17 protein-coding genes and 1 other RNA gene are annotated in these 24,043 nt (G+C 69.6%); 14 read left to right on the top strand and 4 right to left on the bottom strand.

Annotated elements, in window-relative coordinates; translation table 11 throughout:
* Positions 1 to 60: 60 nt before the first annotated feature.
* The 3 genes from AMYHA_RS24625 (at position 61) to AMYHA_RS24615 (ending at position 7,094) form a co-directional block, all read left to right on the top strand.
* Positions 61 to 3,252, top strand: coding sequence for an ATP-dependent helicase (locus AMYHA_RS24625; RefSeq protein ID WP_034274960.1), 3,192 nt, complete (start codon positions 61 to 63; stop codon positions 3,250 to 3,252).
* On the top strand, positions 3,249 to 6,569 hold the full coding sequence (locus AMYHA_RS24620) for an ATP-dependent helicase (protein WP_034274957.1): 3,321 nt from the start codon (positions 3,249 to 3,251) through the stop codon (positions 6,567 to 6,569). The genes AMYHA_RS24625 and AMYHA_RS24620 overlap by 4 nt, the downstream gene beginning before the upstream one ends.
* 63 nt (positions 6,570 to 6,632) lie before the next feature.
* Complete coding sequence (locus AMYHA_RS24615) at positions 6,633 to 7,094, top strand: hypothetical protein (protein ID WP_051400270.1); 462 nt, start codon at positions 6,633 to 6,635, stop codon at positions 7,092 to 7,094.
* Positions 7,095 to 7,154: 60 nt separating this feature from the next.
* On the opposite strand, the gene AMYHA_RS24610 is transcribed toward AMYHA_RS24615, so the two are convergent.
* Positions 7,155 to 8,156 (bottom strand): neutral zinc metallopeptidase, encoded by a 1,002-nt coding sequence (locus AMYHA_RS24610; RefSeq protein ID WP_084037483.1) that lies wholly within the window; start codon positions 8,154 to 8,156, stop codon positions 7,155 to 7,157.
* Positions 8,157 to 8,290: 134 nt separating this feature from the next.
* Between AMYHA_RS24610 and AMYHA_RS24605 the strand changes: the two genes are divergently transcribed.
* The 3 genes from AMYHA_RS24605 to nudC are packed head-to-tail and all read left to right on the top strand — an operon-like array spanning position 8,291 to position 11,963.
* Positions 8,291 to 9,589 carry a M16 family metallopeptidase gene (locus AMYHA_RS24605; RefSeq protein ID WP_034274955.1) on the top strand — a complete coding sequence of 433 codons (1,299 nt, stop codon included), beginning with the start codon at positions 8,291 to 8,293 and terminating at the stop codon, positions 9,587 to 9,589.
* Positions 9,586 to 10,959 carry a M16 family metallopeptidase gene (locus AMYHA_RS24600; RefSeq protein ID WP_034274953.1) on the top strand — a complete coding sequence of 458 codons (1,374 nt, stop codon included), beginning with the start codon at positions 9,586 to 9,588 and terminating at the stop codon, positions 10,957 to 10,959. Before AMYHA_RS24605 ends, AMYHA_RS24600 begins: the two co-directional genes overlap by 4 nt.
* Positions 10,956 to 11,963, top strand: a complete 1,008-nt coding sequence (nudC, locus tag AMYHA_RS24595) for an NAD(+) diphosphatase (RefSeq protein WP_034274950.1) — start codon at positions 10,956 to 10,958, stop codon at positions 11,961 to 11,963. Before AMYHA_RS24600 ends, nudC begins: the two co-directional genes overlap by 4 nt.
* Before the next feature lie 79 nt (positions 11,964 to 12,042).
* On the opposite strand, the gene AMYHA_RS24590 is transcribed toward nudC, so the two are convergent.
* The 3 genes from AMYHA_RS24590 to AMYHA_RS24580 are packed head-to-tail and all read right to left on the bottom strand — an operon-like array spanning position 12,043 to position 14,304.
* Complete coding sequence (locus AMYHA_RS24590) at positions 12,043 to 12,951, bottom strand: SURF1 family cytochrome oxidase biogenesis protein (protein WP_051400269.1); 909 nt, start codon at positions 12,949 to 12,951, stop codon at positions 12,043 to 12,045.
* 46 nt (positions 12,952 to 12,997) lie between these two features.
* On the bottom strand, positions 12,998 to 13,849 hold the full coding sequence (locus AMYHA_RS24585; RefSeq protein ID WP_034274948.1) for a fructosamine kinase family protein: 852 nt from the start codon (positions 13,847 to 13,849) through the stop codon (positions 12,998 to 13,000).
* Positions 13,846 to 14,304: a low molecular weight protein-tyrosine-phosphatase gene (locus AMYHA_RS24580; protein ID WP_034278725.1), complete on the bottom strand. Its 459-nt coding sequence runs from the start codon at positions 14,302 to 14,304 to the stop codon at positions 13,846 to 13,848. Before AMYHA_RS24580 ends, AMYHA_RS24585 begins: the two co-directional genes overlap by 4 nt.
* Before the next feature lie 71 nt (positions 14,305 to 14,375).
* On the opposite strand from AMYHA_RS24580, the gene AMYHA_RS24575 reads away from it, so the two are divergent.
* The 8 genes from AMYHA_RS24575 (at position 14,376) to AMYHA_RS24545 (ending at position 24,043) form a co-directional block, all read left to right on the top strand.
* On the top strand, positions 14,376 to 15,227 hold the full coding sequence (locus tag AMYHA_RS24575) for a Nif3-like dinuclear metal center hexameric protein (RefSeq protein WP_034278723.1): 852 nt from the start codon (positions 14,376 to 14,378) through the stop codon (positions 15,225 to 15,227).
* Positions 15,224 to 15,961, top strand: a complete 738-nt coding sequence (locus tag AMYHA_RS24570; protein WP_034274947.1) for a zinc ribbon domain-containing protein — start codon at positions 15,224 to 15,226, stop codon at positions 15,959 to 15,961. The genes AMYHA_RS24575 and AMYHA_RS24570 overlap by 4 nt, the downstream gene beginning before the upstream one ends.
* A gap of 103 nt (positions 15,962 to 16,064) precedes the next feature.
* Positions 16,065 to 17,315 carry a bifunctional RNase H/acid phosphatase gene (locus AMYHA_RS24565; protein ID WP_169732975.1) on the top strand — a complete coding sequence of 417 codons (1,251 nt, stop codon included), beginning with the start codon at positions 16,065 to 16,067 and terminating at the stop codon, positions 17,313 to 17,315.
* Positions 17,316 to 17,384: 69 nt separating this feature from the next.
* Positions 17,385 to 17,771: RNase P RNA component class A (gene rnpB / locus AMYHA_RS26115), an RNA gene on the top strand.
* 417 nt (positions 17,772 to 18,188) lie between these two features.
* On the top strand, positions 18,189 to 18,449 hold the full coding sequence (locus tag AMYHA_RS24560; RefSeq protein WP_407919914.1) for a hypothetical protein: 261 nt from the start codon (positions 18,189 to 18,191) through the stop codon (positions 18,447 to 18,449).
* A 15-nt stretch (positions 18,450 to 18,464) separates the two neighbouring features.
* Positions 18,465 to 18,980: a hypothetical protein gene (locus AMYHA_RS24555; RefSeq protein WP_051400268.1), complete on the top strand. Its 516-nt coding sequence runs from the start codon at positions 18,465 to 18,467 to the stop codon at positions 18,978 to 18,980.
* Positions 18,981 to 18,983: 3 nt separating this feature from the next.
* Entirely contained in the window at positions 18,984 to 21,977 is a 2,994-nt protein-coding gene (locus AMYHA_RS24550; RefSeq protein WP_034274943.1) for an ATP-binding protein, read from the top strand.
* Complete coding sequence (locus AMYHA_RS24545) at positions 21,974 to 24,043, top strand: magnesium transporter (protein WP_034274940.1); 2,070 nt, start codon at positions 21,974 to 21,976, stop codon at positions 24,041 to 24,043. Before AMYHA_RS24550 ends, AMYHA_RS24545 begins: the two co-directional genes overlap by 4 nt.

Raw genomic sequence — 24,043 nt, 5'->3', positions numbered from 1 at the left:
ACCGACACTCCGGCGAGGCGGCGGCGCACGATGTCGGGGTGGCGTGATTGCATAAAAACCATGAGCCGGAGTGCGGAACAGAGCGGGCCAATGCTGGTCCGCGACCCCGTCACGCCCGGCGAACCGAGGCAGTGGCCGCAGGCGGTGCGGCCACTGCTCGACGGCGACACCGGGTTCGTGCGGGTGCTCGGCGGTCCAGGCACCGGCAAGACGACGTTGCTGGCAGAAGCGGCGGCCCGGCGTATCCTCGGCGGCGCGGATCCGGAGCAGGTGCTCGTGCTCACCGCGTCCCGGCACGCGGCCGATGCGCTGCGCACCGAGATCGCGCGGCTGCTCACCGACGGGCCCGCGACGGAAGCGCCGCGCACGGTGCGCGAACCGCTCGTGCGCACGGTCCACTCATACGCCTTCGGTGTGTTGCGGGTGCAAGCGACCAATCGGGGACTGCCGCCGCCCCGGCTGCTCTCCGGCCCGGAACAGGACGCCGTTGTGCGCGAACTGCTCGTCGGCGACGTCGAGGAGATCGACGCCGAGTACTGGCCGGAAGCCCTACGGCCCGCGCTGACCGTTCCCGGCTTCGCAGAGGAACTACGGGATCTGCTGCTGCGTGCGGCCGAACGTGGGCTCGGACCCGAGGACCTGACCCGGCTCGGCAGGCAGCGCGGCCGTCAGGAATGGGTGGCGGCAGGCACGTTCTGGAAGCAGTACGAGCAGGTCACGCTGCTGCAGGGCGCGGGAGGCGGCGCGCTGGCCACACCCGCGGCAGAGGCGCTGGACGCCGCTGAGCTGGTGTCCTCGGCGCTGCTCTCGCTGCACGGCGACGACGACCTGCTGAAACGGGAACGCCGCCGCATCCGGCATCTGCTCGTTGACGACGGCCAGCACCTTGACCCGCTGCAGTGGCGGCTGCTCCAGCTCATCGGGGAGGGCGCTGAACAGTTCCTGCTGGTGGGTGACCCCGAGCAGGCGGTGTTCTCGTTCCGAGGCGCCGACCCGCGGGTACTCAACGATGCCGACGCCGATGGCGAGCGCACCGTCGTGCTGGATACCGGGCACCGCATGGGCGCGGACGTCGCGCGTGCGGCCTCGCGGGTCGCGGCGGGTATGCCGGGTCCGAGGCAGACCGATGTCAGCCCTGCGGGTGACGCCACTGTCGTGGTGCGCAAATTCGCCACGGCGTCGGTCGAGGCGGGTTGGATCGCCGACCGGCTGCGTCGCGCCCACCTCATGGACGGCGTGCCGTGGTCGGAGATGGCTATCGTCGTGCGCTCGGCGGGCCGGACGTTCCCTGTCCTGCAACGGGCGTTGCGCGCGGCTGGCGTGCCGATCGCCGCGGCGGCCGACGAGCTGCCGCTGGCGCGCAACCCCGCTGTGCGCCCGCTGCTGACGGCGTTGCGCGTCGCCGCCGACCCGCACCTGTTGGATGCGAGGCTCGCCGAGGACCTGCTGTCCTCGCCGCTTGGCGGGGCCGACCCGCTCGCGCTGCGGCGGCTACGGCGCGGTTTGCGCAGGTTGGAGCATACGAGCGGCGGCCAGCGGCAGAGTGACGAACTGCTGGTGGAGGCGCTGCGCACCGGTGATCCGCTCACCGGTCTCGCGGACTCCGAGGTCGCCCCGCTGCGTCGCATTACCGATGTTCTCGCCGCTGGTAGGAAAGCCATCGCGCGCAACGCAGGGGTCGAGCAGGTGCTCTGGGAGCTGTGGCGCGCCAGTGGGCTGCAACGCCGCTGGCTTGCGCTGTCCGAGCGCGGCGGTTCGCTCGGCAGGCAGGCCGACGCTGATCTCGACGCCGTCGTCGCGCTTTTCCACGCCGCTGGGTCCTATGTCGACAGACTGCCACAAGCGGGGGTCGGCGGCTTCGCGGAATATCTGCTGTCACAACGGATCGCGGGCGACAGCCTCGCGCCAACCGCCGCCCGCTCGGACGGTGTCGAGCTGGTGACGGCACACGGCGCTGCTGGCCGAGAGTGGACAGTGGTGGCGATCGCGAGTGTGCAGGAGGGCAGCTGGCCCGACCTGCGCCCGCGCGGCTCGCTGCTTGGGGTGGAGCGGCTGGTCGACATCGTCTCCGGGGTGGAGGCCAACGAAGTCTCAGCGATCGCGCCGCTGCTTGCCGAGGAACGCAGGCTGTTCTATCTCGCGGTCAGCCGCGCGCGCAGTCGTCTGCTGGTCAGCGCGGTGGAGGGCGAGGACGAGCAGCCGTCTCGGTTCATCGAGGAGCTTGCCGACGTCGCGGGTGATGACGACGATGCGCGCCGTATCCCCACGCAGCAGGAACCGGAACGACCGTTGGTGCTGTCGCGGCTTGTCGGCGACCTGCGCGCCGCCGTGTGCGACGCCACCACCGACCCAGAACGTCGCCGTCGTGCCGCGCGGCAGCTCGCGCGGCTGGCTGAGGCGGGTGTACCTGGCGCGCACCCGGATTCGTGGTACGGCCTCGTCGATGTCTCCAGCGATGCCCCGCTGCTTGGTGACGATCAGCCGATCTCGGTCTCACCCTCCACAGTGGACATGCTGCGGCGGTGTCCGTTGCGGTGGTTGCTTGAACGCAACGGTGGTGCCGATCCGCCGCAGCTCGCCGCCATCGCGGGGACCGTCATTCACGCGCTCGCGCAGTCCGCGGCCGAGGGCGCCACCAGGGAGGAACTGGCGGAGGCGCTCGACGTCGCGTTGAAGCAGATCGACGTGGGCGCACCCTGGTACACCCGCAGCGAACGGCGCCGGATGAGTCAGATGGTGGAAGCGTTCCTGACGTGGCTGACCACCAGCAGGGACGAGCTGACCGAGTTGGGCGTCGAGCGCGACATCGACGTCGAACTTCCTGCGGGCGACCGTCGTGTCCGGCTGCGCGGCAGGATCGACCGGCTGGAGGCTGACCGCGATGGCAGGCTGGTGATCGTCGACGTCAAGACCAGCAAGAAGGCCGTCACCAAGGCGGAAGCAGCGGAACATCCACAGCTCGCGACGTACCAACTCGCGGTCTGGCTCGGCGCGGCGGGCACGGGCGTGCAGCCCGGCGGTGGCAGGCTGGTCTACGTCGCCGACGCGGTGAAGAAGACCGGTGCCGCGAAGGAACTGCGGCAGGACGCGTTGGACGACGACGCCAGCAAGGAGTGGCTGGCCGAGGTGCAGGCCGCCGCGTTGGACAGCCTCGGCCCCGACTATCTCGCCCGCGAGAGTGCCGACTGCGGCCGGTGCCCTGCCCGCGCGTGCTGCCCGCTGCAACTTGAGGGCAGGCAGGTGACGTCATGACGACCATCGCCACCCCCGCACGCATCGCCGAGGCGCTTGGCCTGCACCCGCCGACGCCGGAGCAAGCCGCGGTCGTCGCCGCGCCGGTGGAGCCTGCGCTGGTCGTCGCTGGTGCCGGGGCGGGCAAGACCGAGACGATGGCCGCCCGTGTGGTGTGGCTGGTCGCCAACGGCATCGTCGCCCCGGAACGCGTGCTCGGCTTGACCTTCACCCGCAAGGCGGCGCGGCAGCTCGCGGAGCGGGTGCGGGCTCGGCTGCGGGTGCTCGCCGGGTCGCGGCTGCTCGATGAACTGGACCCCAGTGGGCAGCGCAGGGCCAGTATCGCCGCGGGAGAGCCGACCGTGCTGACCTACCACGCCTACGCGGGCAGACTGCTCTCCGAGCACGGGCTGCGGTTGCCGGTGCAGCCGGGCGCGCGACTGCTTTCCGAGACGGCGTCCTGGCAGCTCGCCCACCGTGTTGTGTCCACATGGGACGAAGACATCGAGACCGACTACGTGCCGATGACCATCACGGAGTCGGTGCTGAAGCTGGCGGGCGAGCTGGGAGAACACCTGCTCACTCCTGAGCGGCTCGAGGCCCACACCGAGCAGCTGACCAGCCTCATCGAGAACGCTCCGCGCGCCAAGGGCGGCAGGCAGGAGCTGCAGCAGGATCTGGTCAAGGTGATCGACGCGCAGCGGTTCCGGGTGCGGCTGCTACCGCTGGTCGCCGAGTACCAGCGCCGCAAACGCGCCGAAGGTGCGCTGGACTTCGCGGACCAGATGGCACTCGCCGCCCGGCTCGGTGCTGAGCACCCCGAGGTCATCGACATCGAACGGGAACGCTACGGCGCGGTGCTGCTGGACGAGTACCAGGACACCGGGCACGCGCAACGGGTGCTGTTGCGCTCGCTGTTCGGTACTGGCGGTCGACCGCCGATGCCGGTGACGTCGGTGGGAGACCCGGTACAAGCGATCTATGGCTGGCGGGGCGCGAGCGCGGCCAACCTGCCCCGGTTCACCACCGATTTCCCGTGCGTCAAGGGCGGCACGTCGGTGCCAGCCCGTGAGTATGGCCTGCTCACTAGCTTCCGCAACCCGCCTGAGGTGCTGACGCTGGCTAACGCCGTCTCCGAGCCGTTGCGGGACGATGCCGCTGAGCTGCGCCCCCGCGACGGCGCGCCACCTGGCGACGTCCGGTGCGCCCTGCACAGCGACGTCGCCGCGGAACGAGAGTGGGTCGCCGACGAGATCGCCGCCCGGTGGTTCCCAGGCGATGCCGATGCGGATACCGACAGCGACAGTGCTGACGTCGGCCCGCCGACGACGGCGGTGCTGGTGCGCCGTCGTGCCGACATGGCGCCCATCGCGAGCGCGCTGCGGGAACGCGGCGTCCCGGTGGAGGTCGTCGGCCTGGGCGGACTGCTCGCCGAGCCGGAGGTCGCTGATCTGGTCGCCACGTTGCGGGTGCTGGCCGATCCGATGTCCGGCTCGGCTGCCGCGCGGCTGCTGACTGGCGCACGCTGGCGCCTCGGCGCCGCTGACATCGCCGCGTTGTGGCGACGGGCGCGGGAGCTGTCCGCCGAGGACAAGGGCGGCAGCCAGGACGACCTCACCGCGATCGTCGTTCCGGAGCGCGCCGAGCTGGCCGGGTTGGTTGACGCGCTGGACGACCCCGGCGACGCGGCGAACTACTCGGCGGAGGGCTACCGGCGGATCAGGACACTCGGAGCGGAACTGGCCGCGTTGCGCCGTCGTATCGACCAGTCGCTGCCTGAGCTGATCGCCGACATCGAGCGCACCATGCTGCTTGACGTCGAGGCCACCGCGCGGCAAGGGCCGACAGGTCGCGTGCAGTTGGACGCCTTCGCGGATGTCGTCACCGAGTTCGCGGAGAGCTCGGCGAACCCGACGTTGCTGTCGTTCGTGGACTACCTCGCCACCGCGGAGCACGCCGAGGATGGCCTTGAACCCGGTGAGGTCGAGGTGGCCGCGGATCGGGTGCAGGTGCTGACCGTGCACGCCGCGAAAGGCCTTGAATGGCAGGTCGTCGCGGTGCCGCACCTGGTGCGCTCTGTCTTCCCCGGTGATCGGCGCGGCGGTTGCTGGCTGACGGCGTTGACCGAGCTGCCCGCTGTGCTGCGCGGCGACGCCGAGGACCTCCCAGAGCTGCGGGTGAGCCCGGGGATGGATCGCAAGGAGATGCTGGATGCCGTCAAGGAACACAAGGAGGCGTTCACTGAGCGGCACGCGGCAGAGGAGCGCAGGCTCTGCTACGTCGCGCTGACCCGAGCAGAGGAGACGCTGCTGGTTTCGGGGCACTGGTGGCGCGAGACCGGGGCCAAGCCCGCAGGGCCGTCTGAATTCCTGACCGAGTTGGCCGAGCTGATTGAGTCCGATCCCGGTTTGGGCAGGGTGGTGCACTGGGCGGCGGAGCCGGACGGTGACAACCCGTACCTCGCCACCGCCCGCGAGGGGCACTGGCCCGCCGATCCGCTCGGTGAGCGCAGGCAGGCCGTAACCGAGGGTGCCGAGCTGGTGCGCGCCGCCCTCGCCGAGGGGGTCTCCGCTGCTGGTGCCACTACGAACGAGCGGGTCGGCGCGGACGATCTGTACGCCGAGCAGGGTCTGGGTACCGATGAGGACCCCGACGGGTGGGCCGAGGACACCGATGTCCTGCTCGCTGAGCGGGCGCGGGCGCGCTCCGAGCCGGAGCAGGTCGCCCTGCCCGCGCAGCTCTCGGTGAGCCAATTGGTCGAGCTGGCGGCTGATCCGAGCGCGCTCGCGCGGAAACTGCGCAGGCCGTTGCCGCAACCGCCCAACACCGTCGCCCGCAGGGGCACCGCGTTCCACGCCTGGCTGGAGCGCCGGTTCGGCAGTGCCCGGTTGCTTGAGTTCGACGACCTGCCCGGCGCGGCCGACACCAACGCCCAGCACGACTCGGATGCCGAGGAGCTGCGGCGCAAGTTCGAGGCGAGCGAGTGGGCCGAGCGCACGCCCTACGACGTCGAGGTCCCGTTCGTGTGCGAGCTGGACGGCATGACGCTGCGCGGGCGGATGGACGCGGTGTTCGCTGACCAGGATGGCGGATGGACCGTCGTCGACTGGAAGACCGGCGCTGTGCCGGGCGAGGACGCCATGACATCGGTGTCCGTGCAGCTTGCCGCGTACCGGGTGGCTTGGGCCGCGCTGCGAGACGTCCCGCTCGAGCGGGTGCGGGCCGCCTTCCACTACGTGCGCCATGACTACACCGCGCGCCCTGCCGACCTGCTTGACGCCGACGGCCTGCGAGAGCTGCTCCGATCGGTCCAGCCGCGTGCCGCGTCTGGTGGTTGACGCCACCTCGGACGTGCTGCGGCAGGACGTGTATTCGTCGGTGGGATCTGCGACGATCAGGGTGTGGCCAGGCTTCTCGCACAGCTGACCCCGCGCGTGCGCGCGATCCTTGTCGCGTGCCTCGTCGGATTCATCGTGCTGCTGTTCGCCTGGTGGGTTGGACCGGGCCTGTTCTCCGGCAGAGACGAACCGGCGCGCATCGTGACCGCTTCGGTGGTCAAACCGGCCGATTGCACGGCGACGACGCCGGTCGAGACCGTCACCTTCACCGACGCGAGCGGCAAGCAGAAGGCGCGGCTGCGTGCGTGCGGCCACAACAAGGGTGAGCGGATCCAGGTCGTGCTCCCCGAGGAGCAGGGGACCGGTGAACTGACCGTGTACAGCGCCGACACGTCGATTGGGCACAGCAACCTGCGGCAGTCCGTCGGGCTGCTGTTGGTCGCGCTGTCCTGTGCTGGCGGTGCGACATACTCCCTGCTTGTGATGCGTGGCGACTCCCGGCGAAGCAGCCTCCTGCCGGTGTAGCCGCTGCGGTGGCTGGTCCAGCTCACCACATCGTGGGTGAAGAAGGCCGCCGGAAGCCGGTCAGCGCACCGAGCCGGTGCTGGCTTTGAAGGTGTTGCAGTCGGAGATGCGGTTGTCCAGCGCGCCGACCCGCCACCACATCGCGTAGTTCTCGTTGCTGCCATGCTTGTGGCCGCCCGAGGTGTCGTCGCCCCTGGTTTCCTGGTCGTGCCACGCCTGGTCGTACATCTCGCGGGTAATAGAGCCGCCCCGGTTGACGTGCGAACCGAGGAACATGCCGGAGAAGCACTGTGCCTGCAGCTCCTTGCGGCGCGACATCTCCTGGCCAGCGGGGGAGTCCTCGCCGACCCGGTAGATCTTGCGCCAGGCCGCGTCCATGATCCCGGCCAACTCCTGCACGTGGTGGCCGTACTCATGCGCGATCAGTGCGAGGTACACGCCGGGGCTGTCCTCGTACTGGTCGATCTGCAGCCCGTTGAACGGCAGGAATAGCTCGCCCTCGCAGTAGTAGGCAGCCGTCGAGAGGCCGACCTCGATGCGCCCGCAGTCACTGTCGAACGTTTCGCCAGCAGGGAAGTACAGCCGGGGCGGGGTGAACGGGAGGTTGTGCGACCGTAGTAGTGGCGCCCATGCGTCGTTGAGACAGGTCGTCGCGGAACGGAAGAAGGCGCGTGCCGCTTTCTCCGTGGTGCCCCACGGCGGTAGCTGGCAGGCCCTGTTGGGCAGGCCGACGTCGCTGGACTGCAACAGCGGATGGCTGGCGAGCTCGAGCACCTTGCCCGGCATGACGTTCGGCGTCGTCTCCGATGGCGGCCGCGCACCCGCTGCCGATCCCTGCCCATTCGGTTGCGCCTGGGTGGACTGCTCCTGCGCCGTTGTGTCGGTGTCGTCGTCGGTGGATAGCGCGGCGATGAGCACCGCGACTCCGGTCGCCAGCAGGGTGATGACCGCCGCGCACGTCACGACTATGGCGATGAGATGTGTCCGTGGCGACTTGGCGGCGCAGGCGGGTTCGGGGTGCGCCGGAGAATCCGGCCGCTGCTCGTGCGGCGATGGTGTCATCGAAGTCGTCGTCCCTGGGGCAGACCGGCTGGGTCTTCAGCATAGCGATCATCGCGATGGGGCCTGTTGTCACCTGCCGCGGTGAGACGTGTGGGGACCGTGAGAGTGATGCGGGTACGGATACAGTGGCTGGCATGGCCGCACCGGAAATCCATCGCTACGTCACAGACAACGGTCTGCGCGTGGTGCTCGCCCCGGACACGACGTCTCCCGTCGTCGGCGTGAGCGTGCACTACGACGTGGGCTTTCGTTCCGAGCCGGAAGGGCGCACCGGGTTCGCGCACCTGTTTGAGCATCTGATGTTCCAGGGCAGCGAGAGCCTGGAGAAGCTGGCGCACTTCCGGCACATCCAGGGCAGCGGTGGCACCTTCAACGGTTCGACCCACCCGGACTACACCGACTACTTCGAGGTGCTGCCGTCGGCAGCGCTTGAGCGGGCGCTGTTCCTGGAAGCCGACCGGATGCGGGCGCCGAAGCTCACCGAGGAAAACCTCGCGAACCAGATCGACGTTGTCAAAGAGGAAATCCGGCTCAACGTGTTGAACCGGCCATATGGCGGGTTCCCGTGGATCCTGTTGCCGCCGGTCCTCTACGACACGTTCCCGAACGCTCACAACGGCTACGGCGACTTCGTCGATCTCGAGCAGGCCAGCGTCGACGACTGCGCCGAGTTCTTCGACACCTACTACGCGCCCGCCAACGCGGTGCTCACCGTCGCGGGCGATATCGACATCGAGCGCACCAAGCAGCTCATCGACAAGCATTTCGGCGACGTGCCAGCGCGGCCCGCGCCCCCGAGGCGGTCGTTCGCCGAGCCACTGCCCACCGAGGACCGCCACGACACGCACCAGGACCCGCACGCGCCGCTGCCCGCGCTCGCGGTCGGCTACCGGATGCCTGACCCGATCAACGAACTGGACGGCTACCTCGCCAACCTGGTGCTGGCCAGCGTGCTCGCGGACGGCGACGGTTCCCGGCTGCAGCAGCGCCTCGTCCACACGGACGCGCTGGTCAGCGACATCAGTGCGGGCGCTGGCCTGTTCGGGCCGTTCGAGGCGCGTGACCCGGACACCTTCGCCGTTACCGCCATCCACCCCGCCGAGGTCAGCGAGCAGCAGGTGCTAGAAGCGCTCGATGACGAGCTGGACAAGCTCGTCACCACCCCGCCGGACGCCGAGGAGCTGGCCAAGGTCACCGCGCGCTGGACCGCGAACCTGTACGCCGAGCACGACCGGCTGGTCTCCCGCACGCTCGGCTACGGTTCGCTCGAACTACTCTACGGCGCGCCGGAGCTGCTGTTCGAGCTGCCGGAACGCATCGGCGCCGTAACAGCTGACGACGTCTCCGCCGCCGCGAAGGCGCTGCGGGAAGGGGCGCGGGCGGTGCTGACCATCGAGCCGAGCACACCGGACCAGTCGGAGGGAGCGCAGTGACCGTCAACGCAGCACACCGCAGCGCCGAGGAGATCGGCAGGACACCGCAGGGCCCCCGGCCGTTACCCGAACTGGGTGACCAGCGCAAGGTCGCCGACCTCAGCGTCGCGGACACTGAACTCGGCAACGGTCTACGCGTGCTGGCGGTGCGCAAGGCGACAGTGCCGACCGTCGAGTTGCGGCTGCGCATCCCGTTCGGCGGCACCGACCCGATGCACAGCGCCCGCGCCGAGGTGCTCGCGGAGACGCTGCTGACCGGCACCGCGAGCCGCGACCGCGTCGCCATCGACACCGAGCTGGCGCTGATCGGCGGCGAGCTGGGCACCGTCGTCGACCCGGAACACCTCGCCATCTCGGGTAGCGCGCTCTCCAGTGGGCTGCCGACGCTGCTCGACGTCCTCGCCGACGCGCTCACCGGCGCCGCCTACGCCGACACCGAAGTCGCCCGTGAGCGGGAACGCCTCGTCGAGCGGTTGGCGGTGGCCCGCACCCAGCCGGGCGTGATCGCGAGGGAGGCGCTGCAGCGCAGGCGCTACGGCGACCATCCAACCACCCGCGAGGTGCCGCAGGCTGAGGACGTCGCCCAGGTGACGCCGGAGGACGTCCGCGCGCTGCACCAGGCCGCCGTGCTGCCACGCGGCTCGGTGCTGGTGCTGGTCGGCGACATCGACCCGGACACCGTGATCGATGACGTCGAGCGCGGGCTACGGGGCTGGTCAGCCGATGCCGCCGCGACGCCGCTGATCGAGCTGCCCGACGTCACTGGCGGCGATCTGCACTTGATCGCCCGGCCCGGCTCGGTGCAGTCGCAGCTGCGGCTGTCCGCGCAGGCCATCGGCCGCACCGACCCGCGTTACGCCGCGCTGCAACTGGCCAACCTCGCCTACGGCGGGTACTTCTCCTCTCGGCTGGTGGAGAACATCCGGGAGGACAAGGGCTACACCTACGGCGCCCAGTCCAGCTTCGACTTCGCGGGCGATTCGGCGACGCTGGTCGTCCAAGCCGACACCGCGAGCGAGGTCACCGCTGCCGCGCTGCTGGAGACCCGTTACGAGCTGGCACGGCTCGGCCTCATGCCGCCCACCGACGCCGAACTGGAGTCGGTGCGGCAGTACGCGATCGGCTCGCTGCTGATCTCGACGTCCTCGCAGGTCGGGCTTGCCAGCCAGCTCGCCGCGCTCGCAAGCGCAGGCCTCGACGCCGACTGGCTCGCCACCCACCCCGGCCGACTGGCGGACGTGACCGCGGAGCAGATCGCGGAAGCCGCGCTTGAGTTCTTCGCGCCAACCCGGTTCACCGGCGTCGTCGTTGGCGATCCCGATGTGGTTGGCAAGGGCTTGTCGGTGCTCGGCGGTGTCGTGGCGCCGTGAGCACGCCGTTCCAGCTGTCGGACGTGCCAGCGCTGTCGCGTTCCGACGTCGACCGTGCGGAGGCACTGCGCGCCGACATCGAGCGGCTGCGTGCCCGGTGGCCGAAGGCGAAGGTCGTCGTGCTGGACATCCGGGGCCGCACCCCCGTCCCGTATGACGGGGAGCGGACGTCGCCGAGCCTCGCGGTGCGGGACGCGGCGACGTTCGGTGAGGAGCCGCCGGACGGCATGGTGTTCCTCGGCAGCACCGACGACGGCGACTATTGGGCGTTGCTGGACGCCGAGGTCGCCGAGGGTGAGACGCTCCAGCTGCCCGGCCGGTTCGGCGCGATCGTGGAGGCGGTCGTCGCTGATGGCGAGATGTGGGTCGGGCTGCGCGAGCACGGCGACCGGATCGACGACGCGGCCGCTGGCCTGTTCACCACAGCACTGGCCCTGCGGAACTGGCATCGTCGCGCGCGGTTCTGCGCCAAGTGCGGGGCCGGGACCCGCATCGTGCAGTTCGGCTGGGTGTCGCGGTGCTCATCCTGCCAGCGTGAGGAATACCCGCGTACCGACCCGGCCGTGATCTGCCTTGTGCACGACGATGTCGGCGTCAATGGCGAACACGTGCTGCTGGCGCGCGGTGCGAGCTGGCCAGAAGGCGCGCGCTCGGTGCTCGCCGGATTCGTCGAGGCAGGCGAGTCGCTTGAAGCGTGTGTGCGGCGGGAGATCTTCGAGGAGGTCGGCGTCGACGTCGACGACGTGCGCTACCTCGGCAGCCAGCCGTGGCCATTCCCGCGCTCGATCATGCTCGGTTTCGCCGCGCGGGCAAGCCGCGACCAGCCGCTGCGGCCCGCGGACGGCGAGATCGCGGAGGCCCGGTGGTACTCCCGGGATGAGATCAGGGCAGCGTTCGCGCGCGGGGAGCAGCGGGGCGAGCCAGAGCCGGGTGTACTGCGGTTGCCGGGTAACTCGTCCATCGCGCGGGTGATGCTGCAGGCGTGGGCGCGGGCGAGTACCTGACATCAGGTGCGTGGGTCTGGCCGGGGCGCGGGTTGCGCCATCCTGGCCTGAGCCGCGGCGGATTGGCCCGGACCGGGCTTCAGCGGTCGTGCTGCTGCTCGGCCGCTCGCCCCGGCACGGACAGCGGCCGCTCGGCGGCCTCGTCCTCGGCGAGCTGCTCGGCGACCGACTTGCGACGGGGTTTCTTCGTTCGCCGGGCGTCAGCGCTGTCGCTGCCCTCGTTGGCCGCGCGTTGCGCGCTGTCGTGCAGCGCCCCGCCCGGTTTCGACTCCCGAACCGTGAAGTACAACCAGCCGGCCAGCGCCATGATCCCGAACGCGATCCACTGCATGCTGTACGACAGGAACGGGCCCGCGTCGACACGGGGCAACGGCAGCGGGTTCAGTACGCCTGGCTGGTCAGGGGTGAGCTGGAAATAGCCCGGTCGCAGGTCCAGCCCGGTTTCGTCCGCCACGACCGAGGAGTCGATGGCGTAGATGTGCGGGGCCTCGGCGTCGCTCGGCGTGAACGCGTCGCGGCTCTTCGGGTCGGTCTCGTCGGTCCGGGCCCGCGCGACCACCGTGACCTCGCCGTCCGGTGGCGGGGCGTACTCCGGGACGCCGACCTGGTCGTTCGGCGCGACGTAGCCACGGTCGATCAGCACGACGTCGCCGGACGTCGTACGCAGCGGCGTCAGGATCTCGAACGCCGGCTCGCCGTTGACGCTGCGCAACCGCGCGACGACCTCATCGTCCGGCAGGTAGGTCCCGGTCACCTCCACCCGCGACCACACGGTGTCCGCCGAGGGCGCCGTGCCATCCGGCAGCACCTGCTCAATCGGGCGCGGCGGTGATGACAGCGACCGCTCGATGGCCTCGTTCTGCGCGTCGCGTTCGTGGTGGCGGCCCCACTGCCATGGCGAGAGCAGCAGGAAGCACGCGGTGGCGAACAAGAACACCACCAGCGTCAACGTGAGCCAGTTCGGCCGCAGCAGGAACTTCAACCGCACCCCTCAACGGTAAGTCACTCGCGCGCGACGACTCGCGCAGAGCCCGTTAAGCCAGCGCGAGCGCCGAGCGGGCCGCCGCGACGGCTTGCCGCGCGTAGCCGCCGCCGAACAGCACGGTGTGGACCAGCAGCGGGAACAGTTGGTGCAGCCCGGTGCGCTCCCGCCAGCCGTCGGCGAGCGGCGCGCCCGCCTCCGCCGCCGCTTCGGCATACGAGTCCAGGATCACATCGAGTAGCGGTGCCCCGAACAGCCGCATCATGGCGAGGTCGGTCTCCCTGTGGCCGCCGTGCGCCGCTGGGTCGATCAGCCACAAGCCGTCGGATGCCCAGTGCAGGTTGCCGCTCCAGGCGTCCCCGTGCAGCCGCGCGGGCGGCTCGGCGGGTCCCGCCAGGTCCGCCATGCGCTCACACACCTGGCTGATGACGCCCGCCTCCCGCGCGTCGAGCATCCCCTGGTCGGTGGCATTCCGCAGGTACGGCTCGACCCGGTGGGTGGCGTAGAACGTCGGCCAGTCGGGTTCCTCGGTGTTGTTCATCGGGGCCAGGCCGATCCACGCCTCGCGCGGCCCGTCCGGTGGGGGAGACCCAAACGCGGGCGCGCCGCGCAAGTGCAGTGCCGCGAGGCCGTGTCCGAACGCCCTCGCCGCCTCCTGCGTCGGCTGGGCGGCGGGGACGTACGTCATCAACAGCCAGTCCTCGTCGTAGGCGTAGACCTCGGGGACAGGGACGTCGCCGGTCGCCAACCAGCGCAGTCCGGCGGCTTCCGCCGCGTTCGCGCGGGGGCCCGCACCGCGCTTGGCCAGCACGCGCCTGCCGTCATCGAGGGTCACTACGCCAGTGCCGACCGACGTCGGCTCGGCACCGAGCAGGTGCCGCACGGCGTCCCGCGCGCCCGTCACAGTCGCTCGCGCACCCAGTCGAGCAGGCGGGGCATCGCGGCCTCGATCATGGCAAGCACCTCGTCGAATCCGCCGTCCGCGCCGTAGTACGGGTCGGGGACCTCGGCGTCGAGCGGGGCGTCAGGGTCGAACGAGCGCAACAGCCGCGCCCGCTCCGGTGGCACGCCGAGCCCGATGAGGACGTCGAGGTGGCCCGCATCGGCCGCGAGCAGCAGGTCGGCGTTCAGGTGCTCATCGTTGATCCTGGCCGCGACGTGATCGACCGAGTAGTCGTTCGCTCGCAGCACCGCCGCGGCGCGCGGGTCGCAGGGCTCACCGATGTGCCAGCTCCCCGTGCCCGCGCTGGTGACCCTGACCTTGCCGGCGATGCCCGCGTCCTCGACATGACTGCGGAACACCGCTGCGGCGATGGGCGAGCGGCAGATGTTTCCGGTACAGATGAACGAGACGTGCACGTGCACTAGCCTAAATGGGCGACGGCCACGTCTCGACGTCCGGGCCGTCGCGTTGTGCGAGGATCATCGCCATGTCACCTGCGACCGTTGGCGACGTCATCGCGGCACTCGACGCCGCTTACCCGCGTGAACTCGCCGAATCCTGGGACGCCGTCGGCCTGGTGTGCGGTGACCCCGCCGAACCGGTGGAGCGCGCGCTGGTGTGCGTCGACGTCGTTGACGAGACGGTCACCGAGGCGCTCGACTTGGGCGCGCAGCTGATCGTGGCGCACCATCCGCTGCTACTGCGCGGGGTGCACGGTGTGCCTGCCGATTCCAGCAAGGGCAGGGTGGTGCACCGGCTGATCCGTTCCGGCGTCGCGCTGTTCTGTGCGCACACCAACGCCGACTCCGCCAATCCCGGTGTGTCCGACGCGCTTGCCGCCGCCATTGGGTTGACGGTGGAGCGCCCGCTCGCGCCGCACGCGGACAACCCGGAGACCGGGCTCGGTCGTATCGGCGTGCTGACCGAGCCGGAGCCCTTCGCCGCGTTCGTCGACCGGGTGAGTACAGCGTTGCCCGCCACCGTGCCGGGCGTGTCTGGCGCGGGCGATCCGAACCGTCTGATCAAGACGGTAGCGGTGTCGGGCGGGTCGGGTGACAGCTTTCTGTCCGCCGCCGCTGGCGCCGGGGTGGACGCCTACGTTACCGCCGATCTGCGGCACCATCCCGCGAGCGAGCATGTGGAAGCGGTCACCGTCGCGGAAGGCTCGCCACCCGCTCTTGTGGGTGTCACCCATTGGGCTAGCGAATGGCCGTGGTGTGAGCAGGCGGCCGGCGTCATCGGCGCGGTGAACGCGGGTACGGTCGAAGTTCACGTCTCCCATCGGTGCACCGACCCGTGGAACGTCCCCACCAGCACACACGAAGGAAGTCCACAGTGAAGGTCGACCCTGAGGTACAACGGCAACTGCTCGAACTGGCCGATGTCGACGCGGAGCTCGGCCGCATCGAGCACCGGCGCAAGAAGCTGCCCGAGCTGGAAGAGATCGCCGCTATCGAGAAGGACCTCCGGGCGGGCAGGGACGCTCTCGTCGCGGTGCAGACCTCGGCGTCCGACCTCGATCGCGAGGTCACACGGCAGGAGCGGGAAATTGAGTCGGTGCGGGCCAGGGAGGACAAGGATCGCTCGCTGATGGCTTCCGGGTCGGTGTCGGCCAAGCAGCTGACCGATCTCGAGCACGAACTGGAGACATTGAAGCGGCGGCAGAGCGCCCTCGAGGACGATCTGCTTGAGTTGATGGAGCGCAGGGAAGCCGTCGCGATCGATGAGCAGCGAACGGCGGCCGAGGTCGACGAAGCCGAACGCAAACTCGCCGAGGCCCAGCGGCGTCGTGACGAGGCGATGGCCGATCTCGACAGCCAGCAGGCGGGTAAGGAGGAGGAGCGGACGAGGCTGGTCGCGCCGCTGCCGGCCGACCTGCTCGCGCAGTACGAGAGGGTGCGTGCCGCACGGGGGCGCGGCGCAGGACTACTGCGGTCGCGCCGCTGCGGCACCTGTCAGCTGGAACTGGACCACACCGCGTTGTCCGATATCAAGAACGCCGCCCCGGACGCCGTCGTGACCTGCGAGAACTGCGGCGCGATTCTCGTGCGCACCGAGGAGTCCGGCCTGTGAGGCATGGTGTGCTGAATGACGTTGTCACTGCATTGGGTGCGGCGAAAGCGTCATGCACCGCGCCCGACGCGGGGAAGGCGTCATTCACGACGGAGGGAGCGGCGTGGGGCCGCAGGTGATCATCGAGGCGGACGGCGGTTCGCGAGGGAACCCTGGGCCTGCCGGGTACGGTGCGCTGGTCCGGGACGCGGACACCGGTGAGTTACTCGCCGAGCGTAAGGCTGCTCTCGGCATCGCGACCAATAACGTCGCGGAGTACACCGGCCTGGTCGAAGGCCTGCGCGCCGCCACCGAGCTGGGCGCGAGCACCGCCGAGGTGCGGATGGACTCCAAGCTGGTCGTCGAGCAGATGAGCGGTCGCTGGAAGATCAAGAACGCGGCGTTGCAGCCGCTCGCGCGACAGGCACGTGACCTGGCACTGCAACTCGACCGGGTGAGCTACACTTGGATTCCCCGCGCGCAGAACTCACATGCCGATCGTCTCGCGAACGAGGCGATGGACGCGGCCGCCGAGGAGTCCGACGACCCCGAACCGGCCAGTCAGGACACTGCCAGCGCGGATGACGCTGCCAGCAGGTCAGCGTCGGGCACCGCTCGCCAGACCGTGTCCGGAACCGCCGCCGCGACCGGCACGGACGACTTCGTGAGCGACCCAGCACCCGGCACGCGGCAGGCGGATCGAGGTGTGCCCGCGTCGTGGACCGGCGCCCAGGGTGCGCCGACCCGGTTGGTGCTGCTGCGCCACGGCCAGACCCCGATGTCGATCGACCGGCGGTACTCCGGCCGAGGCGATGTCGAGCTCACAGACCACGGCAGATGGCAGGCAGCCGCCGCCGCCAAGCGAGTAGCGGCGTTCGTCGGCGCGCGGGAGGACGCGGCTGGCCCGCTGCCGGTGGTGTCCTCACCACTACACCGTGCTGTCGACACCGCGCGGGAGGTCGCGGCGCTGCTGGGCAGTGAAGTGCGCACCCACACCGGGCTCATCGAGACCGACTTCGGTGAGTGGGAAGGTCTGACTTTCGGCGAGGCATCCCGTCGCGACCCCGAGCTGCACCGCGCCTGGATCAGCGACACCTCGGTCGCGCCGCCGGCTGGGGAGAGCTTCGAAGCGGTGCACCAGCGAGTCCGCAGGGCGCGCGACAACATCCTCAGCGAGTATGGCGGCCGCGATGTCGTCGTGGTCTCCCACGTTACGCCGATCAAGGCGTTGCTGCGGATGGGTCTTGCGGCTGGCCCGGAGCTCTTGTTCCGGCTCCACCTCGACCTGGCGTCGCTGTCTGTCGTCGAGTTCTACCCTGACGGCAACGCCTCGGTTCGCCTGGTGAACGACACCGCGCACCTCGATATGCCGTGAAGGGCTTCATCGCGACACCCCAGGCCGGCGTTACCGCCGGACCCGCCCGGTATCCTGGATACGCACGGACGAGTTGGCGGGGCGGCCGCGAGCGGTGCTCGGCACCGCTCGAGGAAAGTCCGGACTCCACAGGGCAGGGTGGTTGCTAACAGCAACCCGGGGCGACCCGCGGGAAAGTGCCACAGAAAACAGACCGCCGCGGCGACGCGGTAAGGGTGAAACGGTGGTGTAAGAGACCACCAGCACCCCGGGTGACCGGGGTGGCTCGGTAAACCCCACCCGGAGCAAGGCCAAGAGGGCGCTGCACGCGCCTGCGCGAGCGAGAGGGCGGCCCGTCCTGCTCGCGGGTAGGCCGCTTGAGCCCGTCGGCGACGGCGGGCCTAGATGGATGGTCGCCGCCCGGCATGCCGTGAGGCGTGCCGGGTACAGGATCCGGCTTACACGCCAACTCGTCCGTGTCACCGGCCGCCACGCCCGAGCGGCCCGTAACTTTGGGTGAATTCTTGATGACATCTTGTGGTCGACCGCAAGGCTTTGGTGGCGTGCGCCACGCCGTCGCGGTCGTGCCCGACGCTCGCTGAGCGAGCTTCTTACCGAGAGGAAACAGCACGAGTGGTCCACTGGCAGGGGTCGATGCTGCTCCGTTCCGGTGGTTTCTCAGGGTGGTGCTGGGTCGCGGCGTGGTTACCCGCATGATGGGTTCTGGCCCCTGTCGGTAGGCGACCTGGTCGGCACGGGCCGTGACCATACTTAACAGAACGGGTTGAGAAGGCTACCTTTAGTGACGGTACAGATGACCTGGACCAATGACGGAGTACGTGCGATGCTCCGATCGGCAACACTCCTCGCACTCGGGAGTACACGATGAGCACGATGATGGCCCTCACCTCCCTGGCGCAGCAGGGGGAGATCACGACAGGAGGGTTGCAGACCTGGCTGCAGAACAACGTCATTCCGCTGTTGCTGCTGACCGTCGCGGTACTGCTGTTGTGGCTCGGTGGCGGCAGAGGTGACAACGCCGGTGTGATGCGCCGCCTCGGTGGTGTGGTCATCGCGCTCGCTGTCATCGGGCTTGCCGTGAGCGGGGCCGGGGTCGAGGTCGGCACCTGGATTTCCAGCTTGTTCACGGGCTGAGGTTCGGGGACCGCTTTGCGCATCCGCACTGACGACGATGTGTACCGCGTCGACGCCGTGTGGCTCGGCCCGCCCAAGGCCACGTTTCCTTGGCGTGCCCGCTACGTGGCGTGGGGCGTTGGATTCGCCGTTTTTCTGCTCGTGCTCACCATTGAGCGGCAGCTCGGTATCTCGTTCGGCTTCTTCAGCACGGCGTGGGCGTTCGTCATCACCATCGGCGTGACCCGGTTGATCACCTCGCGGATCAACCACGAGCGTCCGCTCGGCTCGGTGCTCGCGATGTGGTTTCGCGAGCTGACTACTCCGAGAGAGCAGCAGACCGGGGACGGCGGGGCGGTGAGCGCGGCCAAGCTGCGGGTGCGTACTGAACGGCCACGACCGAAAGGGACACACCGAGCGAGAACGAGCACGTCGCTCGATACAGCGCCACGCGAGTCGCACAGCGCGGTCAGGCAGCGGCAGCCCGTGGACAACGGGCGGCCACCGGGACCAGCACCAGCACGTCAGCGCGTTATGCAGGCCAGGAGGTAGTCGTTGTTCGGTCGCGGCGCAAGCCACAGCCAGCCGGAGCGGGTGGGCTCCGGCGGGAGCGCGGGGCGCACCGTACGTGCCAGCAGGAGGGGTCGGCGCCTGCCTGGTGAGCAGGCCGTGCCCTCGTACATCCCGTCGATCGCGGCCCGCAGCATCGACGGACATCTGCTGCGTACCGGACAGGAGATCTACGCCTGGTACCGGCTCTCGACCCAGCGCTGGTCGTTCCGATCCGATTCGCAGCGCAGAGACCTCATCGCGGCCATCGCGGGTCAGTACGCCGAACTGCAGGGTCGCTGGCTGCACCTGCGGGTCACCAGTCGCCCGTACCCGATTCGGATGTGGGCCGAGGCGCACGTCCACAACGCGTACAACCGGCTCCCCGACGCCCAGGGCGCGCTGTCTTTCGACGACTACCTGATCGGCGAGCAGCAGCAGCTCATGGGCCGGTCGATGGCGGAGAAGGAGGTCTATCTCGGCGTTCAGGTGCAGACCCGTAACGCGGTGGACCGCGCGGTCGAGCGGGCAGCGCCGCTGCTGCGCAAGATGCTGCCCGAGGCGGTCGATGCCGAACTGACCGCGATCGACTCCGAGGTGGAGCACCTGGACCAGGTGATGTCCGCCGCCGGTCTCGACGGCAGGCCGGCCGAGGCGACCGAGATGTCCTGGTTGATGCACCGCTCGTGTGCGCTCGGTCTGCCAGCGCCGCGGACCATGCCTGCCGTGCCCGGCTCCAACTGGGAGCCGGAAGACCTGGCCAGCTTCACCGACGCTGCCGACTTCCACGCCGAGCCCTACGCTCCGACCGTGACCGTGCGGGGCCGCACCGGCTCCAACGCGGGTATCACCAGCCATGTCGCGGTGCTGACCATGGGCCAGATGCACGGCCTGCAGATCCCCGAGGTCGACGACCCGTGGATGCAGCACGCCGACCGGCTGCCGGGCGCGGTGGAGTGGTCCGCCCGGATCTATGTTCGCCGCCCAGAAGAGGTGGCTGGCGAGCTGAGCAGGCAGATGAACAAGGTCCGCTCGCAGGTCAAGCACTACACCGACGAGCACGACCTTGAGCCGCCGCAGTCGCTGGCGCGGCAGGCGTCCCGGGTGCTTGAGATCGATGACGAGATGACCACCGGTTTCACCGCGCTGGCCACGCGGGTCTACTCCTGGTGGCGGTTGGCGGTGTCCGGTCCGACCGAGCGGGAGGCGCTGCGGTCGGCGCAGCAACTGCTCGAGCTGTACAAACCCAAGATCGCCATCGAACACCCCGAGGCGCAGTACGCGCTGGCCAGGGAGTTCATCCCCGGCGAACCGGTCGCCTCCGGCGCCTATAAGCGCCGCGGCTCCGTGGTCTGGGCCGCGGCGGCCGTGCCGACCGCGACCGCCGACGTGGGTGACCGCAGGGGCATCCTGCTCGGCGAGACCTGCACCGCCACCAGGCGTCCCGTCGCGTGGGACCCGTGGATGGCGCAGGAGATCCGCGATGGCTCGGGTCTAACCGCGATGGTCGCCGGCCTCGGTGGCGGGAAGTCTTTCCTCGGCGGCGGCATCGTCTACAAAACACTGCGTTCCGGTGCGAGCTGGACCATTCTCGACCCATCCGGTCCGCTGTCGCGGCTGTGTGACTTGCCGGAACTACGGCCGTACGCCCGGCCGATCAACCTGCTCAACGCCCAGCCCGGCATCCTCAACCCATACCGCGTGGTCGCCGAGCCGCAGCTGGAGCACTTCCTCGACGAGGATGACCCGGAACGCGCGTGGCGCAGGGAATCAGCGCTGGCTGGTGCCACCCGTCGTCGTCTCGTGCTCGATGTGCTGTCGGGCATCCTGCCGTACGAGGTGTCCCGGCTGCCGCAGACCAGAATCGTGCTGCTGCGCGCCGTCCGCGCCGTCGGCGGCCGGTACGACGCTGATCCGGGCCAGGTCATCGATGCGCTGCGCCGCGACGCCAGCGAACACCACGAGCACGCCGTCGTCGTCGCGGACTTCCTCGATGAGATGCGCGAGCGGATGTCGCTGCTCATTCCGGAGGCGGACGCCGACCCGTACCGGGACAGCCGCGACGACCGCCTCACCGTGCTGACCATGGCCGGGCTGACATTGCCCAAGGATGGCGTCAGCCGGGAACACTGGACTGACGCCGAGGCACTCGGCGTTGAAATGCTCAACCTCGCGGCCTGGCTGACGCAGCGCTCGGTCTACGAACGGCCCAAGGAGGAACGCAAGGGCGTCTGGATCGACGAGGCTTTTTTCCTCTCCGAGGTGCCCACCGGCCGGGTGCTGATGAACCGGTTCGCCCGTGACTCCCGGAAGTGGAACGTCCGGGTGTTGCTGTCGTCACAGATCCCCGCTGACTTCCTGCGCATCCAGGGCTTCGTCTCGCTGCTGGACTCGGTGTTTGTCGGGAGGCTCGACGATGAGAATGCGCAGGAAGACGCGCTGCGGCTGCTGAAGGTTCCGGTAGGCGTCGGCTACGAGCAGGTGGTGGCCGCGCTCGGCAGGCGGCCCGGCGCCGAACGTGGTGCCGAGCACGGCGTCGAGCGTGACCGCGAGCCGAGGCAATTCATCTTCGCCGATGGCGCTGGCGGGGTCGAGCGTATCCGGGTGGACTTCTCCGGTGACCACCTCGCGCACCTACGTGACGTGCTGGACACCACGCCGGGTGCCGCTGGCTCCAGCGGGGCGGACAAGCAGCGCGCGGGTGACGAGCAGGACCGGGAGCTGGACGAGACGGGGATCGACCAGCGGGCGAGGGCGCCGCAGCATGCTTTGAGCCCGCAAGCAGACACCTCCGGTTCGCCGGCGCGGAGCACCGTCAGCTCGCCAGCGGAGGACACGCTGTCCGGGGATACGCCGCTGGAGGAGCCGTTGTTGCCGGACGACGACATCGACTTCGAGCTGGCGGCGGACCGGGAACTCGGGCTCAGCGAGGACGCTCAGGCCGAGCCTGAGCGTGCCGGATCCGGCCGAAAGCGTGGCACGGGGCGGGACGCGGCATGAACGCGCTGCTCATCGTCGCGATGATCATCGCGGTGGTCGGTCTAGGCAAGGCCGTCCGCCACCGTCTGCGACGACCCGGTACGACGAGATCACGCGTTGTGCTGGCCGTCGCCGCCATTATCGGGTTCCAACTGCTTATCGGTGCTCCCATGGCGTCGGCGGCCAAATGCGGTGAGGCCCCCAACCCGGAACGGCCGGGCACTGGCATGGTCGGCGCACTCGACGCCGCGGAAGCTCGCGGCGAGGCGGGAACCCCGTACAGCGACTATGGCTATGCGGGCATGGTGTGGCACACCTATACCCCGGAGTCGGAGTGTGGCGGCCTGTCCGGGGTCACCGACGCCAACACCACGCTGGACACCTGGGCGGGCAACCAGCTGTTCAACATCGGCAAGACCATCACCGGCGCGACCAACGCGCTGCACTACACGGTGCTCGAAGGTGGGCTGTTCACCCCAATCTACGACGCGATCGAGACCGGCACCGAGAAGGTCTACAACAACATCTACGCCCAGCTGTTCGGCCTCGCGGCGCTGTTGCTGGCGATCCTGATGTTCCGCCACATCTGGCGTGGTGATCTGCCCTCGGTCAGCAAGCGCGCGCTGTTCGCACTCGCTGCGGTGTGGCTGGCGGCGTCGTCGTTCGCGCTGCTGCGCTACTTCGACACCATCGACCGGGCCATCGTGCAGACGACGACGAACATCCAGGCCGGGTTCGTGGATGAGTCCGAGGACAGGGTAGTGCGCCACATCCTGCCGTCGAATCTGCACGACGAGATCGTCTACAAGAACTGGCTGCGCGGTGAGTTCGGCTCCGCCGACGCCAGCGAGGCCGAGGAGCACGGTAGGGACCTGCTCGACGCGCAGGCGTTCACCTGGGAACAGATGGCCAACGGCGATGACGGTGACGAGAAGGTCATCAACGAGAAGAAGGCCGAGTACAAGCGCATCGCGGCTGAGCTCGGCCCGTCGGCTGGCTATTTCACCGGCGAGGATGGCAGTCGCACCGGCGCTGGGTTCATCGCCACCCTGCAGGCGCTGGTGTACTCGTTGTTCCAGCTACTCGCCAAGACGGCCGTGCTACTCGCTCAGGTATTGGTCCGGCTGCTCGCGCTCACCGCGCCGCTGATCGGCCTCGTTGCGCTGCTGCATCACGACGTCCTGCGCAGGGTCGCCAAGGTGGCTGGCACCGTCGGGTTCAACCTCATTGTGCTGTCGGTACTCGCTGGTGTGCATGCCCTGCTGCTCAACGCCATCTTCGCCGCGTCGGGCGCGCTGTCGATGCTGACGCAGATGACCATGGCTGGGCTGGTGACCATCCTGATGTTCGTGGTCGGTAGGCCGGTGCGCAGGCTCTGGCAGATGGTCGACATGTCGACCCGAACAGTGGGTGCCGCGTTGCCTGCCGCGCCGGGACTGTTCTCTCGGTTCCGCGGCAAGCCACAGGAGGACACCCAGCAGGACCAGTTCTGGCGCAACGTCGCGAACAGCGACAGCGACGCCGACGCTCGACCGGGCCAGCTGGGCACCGCCACTATGTCCGACCGCAGGGTCCGGCCGGAGGCCCGGACCATCGCCGCGTCGGCGCAACGTCTCGACCGGCAGTCACCGCAGGTCATCGGTGCGGGCAGTGGGCAACAGCGGACACTGCCCGCGTCCGGCACACCGAACCCGGCCCATCTCGGCTTCAATCCGGCGGGCGGCATCGGCGGCGCGTCGGCACCGGATCGCGCCTACCAGCGGCGGGACGAACGCAGGTCCGCCGGCACGACGCACCGGAGCGGGTCGTTCCCGCGCACGGCGCGCGCCGGCGGCGCTGGCTACGGCGACAGTTCCGACTCCCACTATGTCGTGCCGTCCCGCATGTCAGGACCCGCTCCGGACCACGGCACCGCCCGCTCGACCGTCGATTCCGCACCGCATTGGCGCACGGAGACCTCGGGTCCCCGGCGCGCGGAGGCTGAGGTCATCAACGGAAAACCGGTGTTCGTGCTGTACCGGCCGTCGCGCGGGCTCGAGGTGCGACAAGACGCGGGCATCCGTGACACCGACCCCGTGGTGAGGTGA

The organism is Haloechinothrix halophila YIM 93223, assembly GCF_000504245.1.
Taxonomy (GTDB): Bacteria; Actinomycetota; Actinomycetes; order Mycobacteriales; family Pseudonocardiaceae; genus Haloechinothrix_A; species Haloechinothrix_A halophila.
This window is presented reverse-complemented; position numbering and strand designations above follow the sequence as displayed.

What these genes read in the sequence shown, in the direction of transcription:
- AMYHA_RS24625 (WP_034274960.1), top strand. Translation starts at nt 61, where the DNA reads ATGAGCCGGAGTGCGGAACAGAGCGGGCCAATGCTGGTCCGCGACCCC.
- AMYHA_RS24620 (WP_034274957.1), top strand. Translation starts at nt 3,249, where the DNA reads ATGACGACCATCGCCACCCCCGCACGCATCGCCGAGGCGCTTGGCCTG.
- AMYHA_RS24610 (WP_084037483.1), bottom strand. Translation starts at nt 8,156, where the DNA reads ATGACACCATCGCCGCACGAGCAGCGGCCGGATTCTCCGGCGCACCCC.
- AMYHA_RS24605 (WP_034274955.1), top strand. Translation starts at nt 8,291, where the DNA reads ATGGCCGCACCGGAAATCCATCGCTACGTCACAGACAACGGTCTGCGC.
- AMYHA_RS24575 (WP_034278723.1), top strand. Translation starts at nt 14,376, where the DNA reads ATGTCACCTGCGACCGTTGGCGACGTCATCGCGGCACTCGACGCCGCT.
- AMYHA_RS24560 (WP_407919914.1), top strand. Translation starts at nt 18,189, where the DNA reads ATGATGGCCCTCACCTCCCTGGCGCAGCAGGGGGAGATCACGACAGGA.
- AMYHA_RS24545 (WP_034274940.1), top strand. Translation starts at nt 21,974, where the DNA reads ATGAACGCGCTGCTCATCGTCGCGATGATCATCGCGGTGGTCGGTCTA.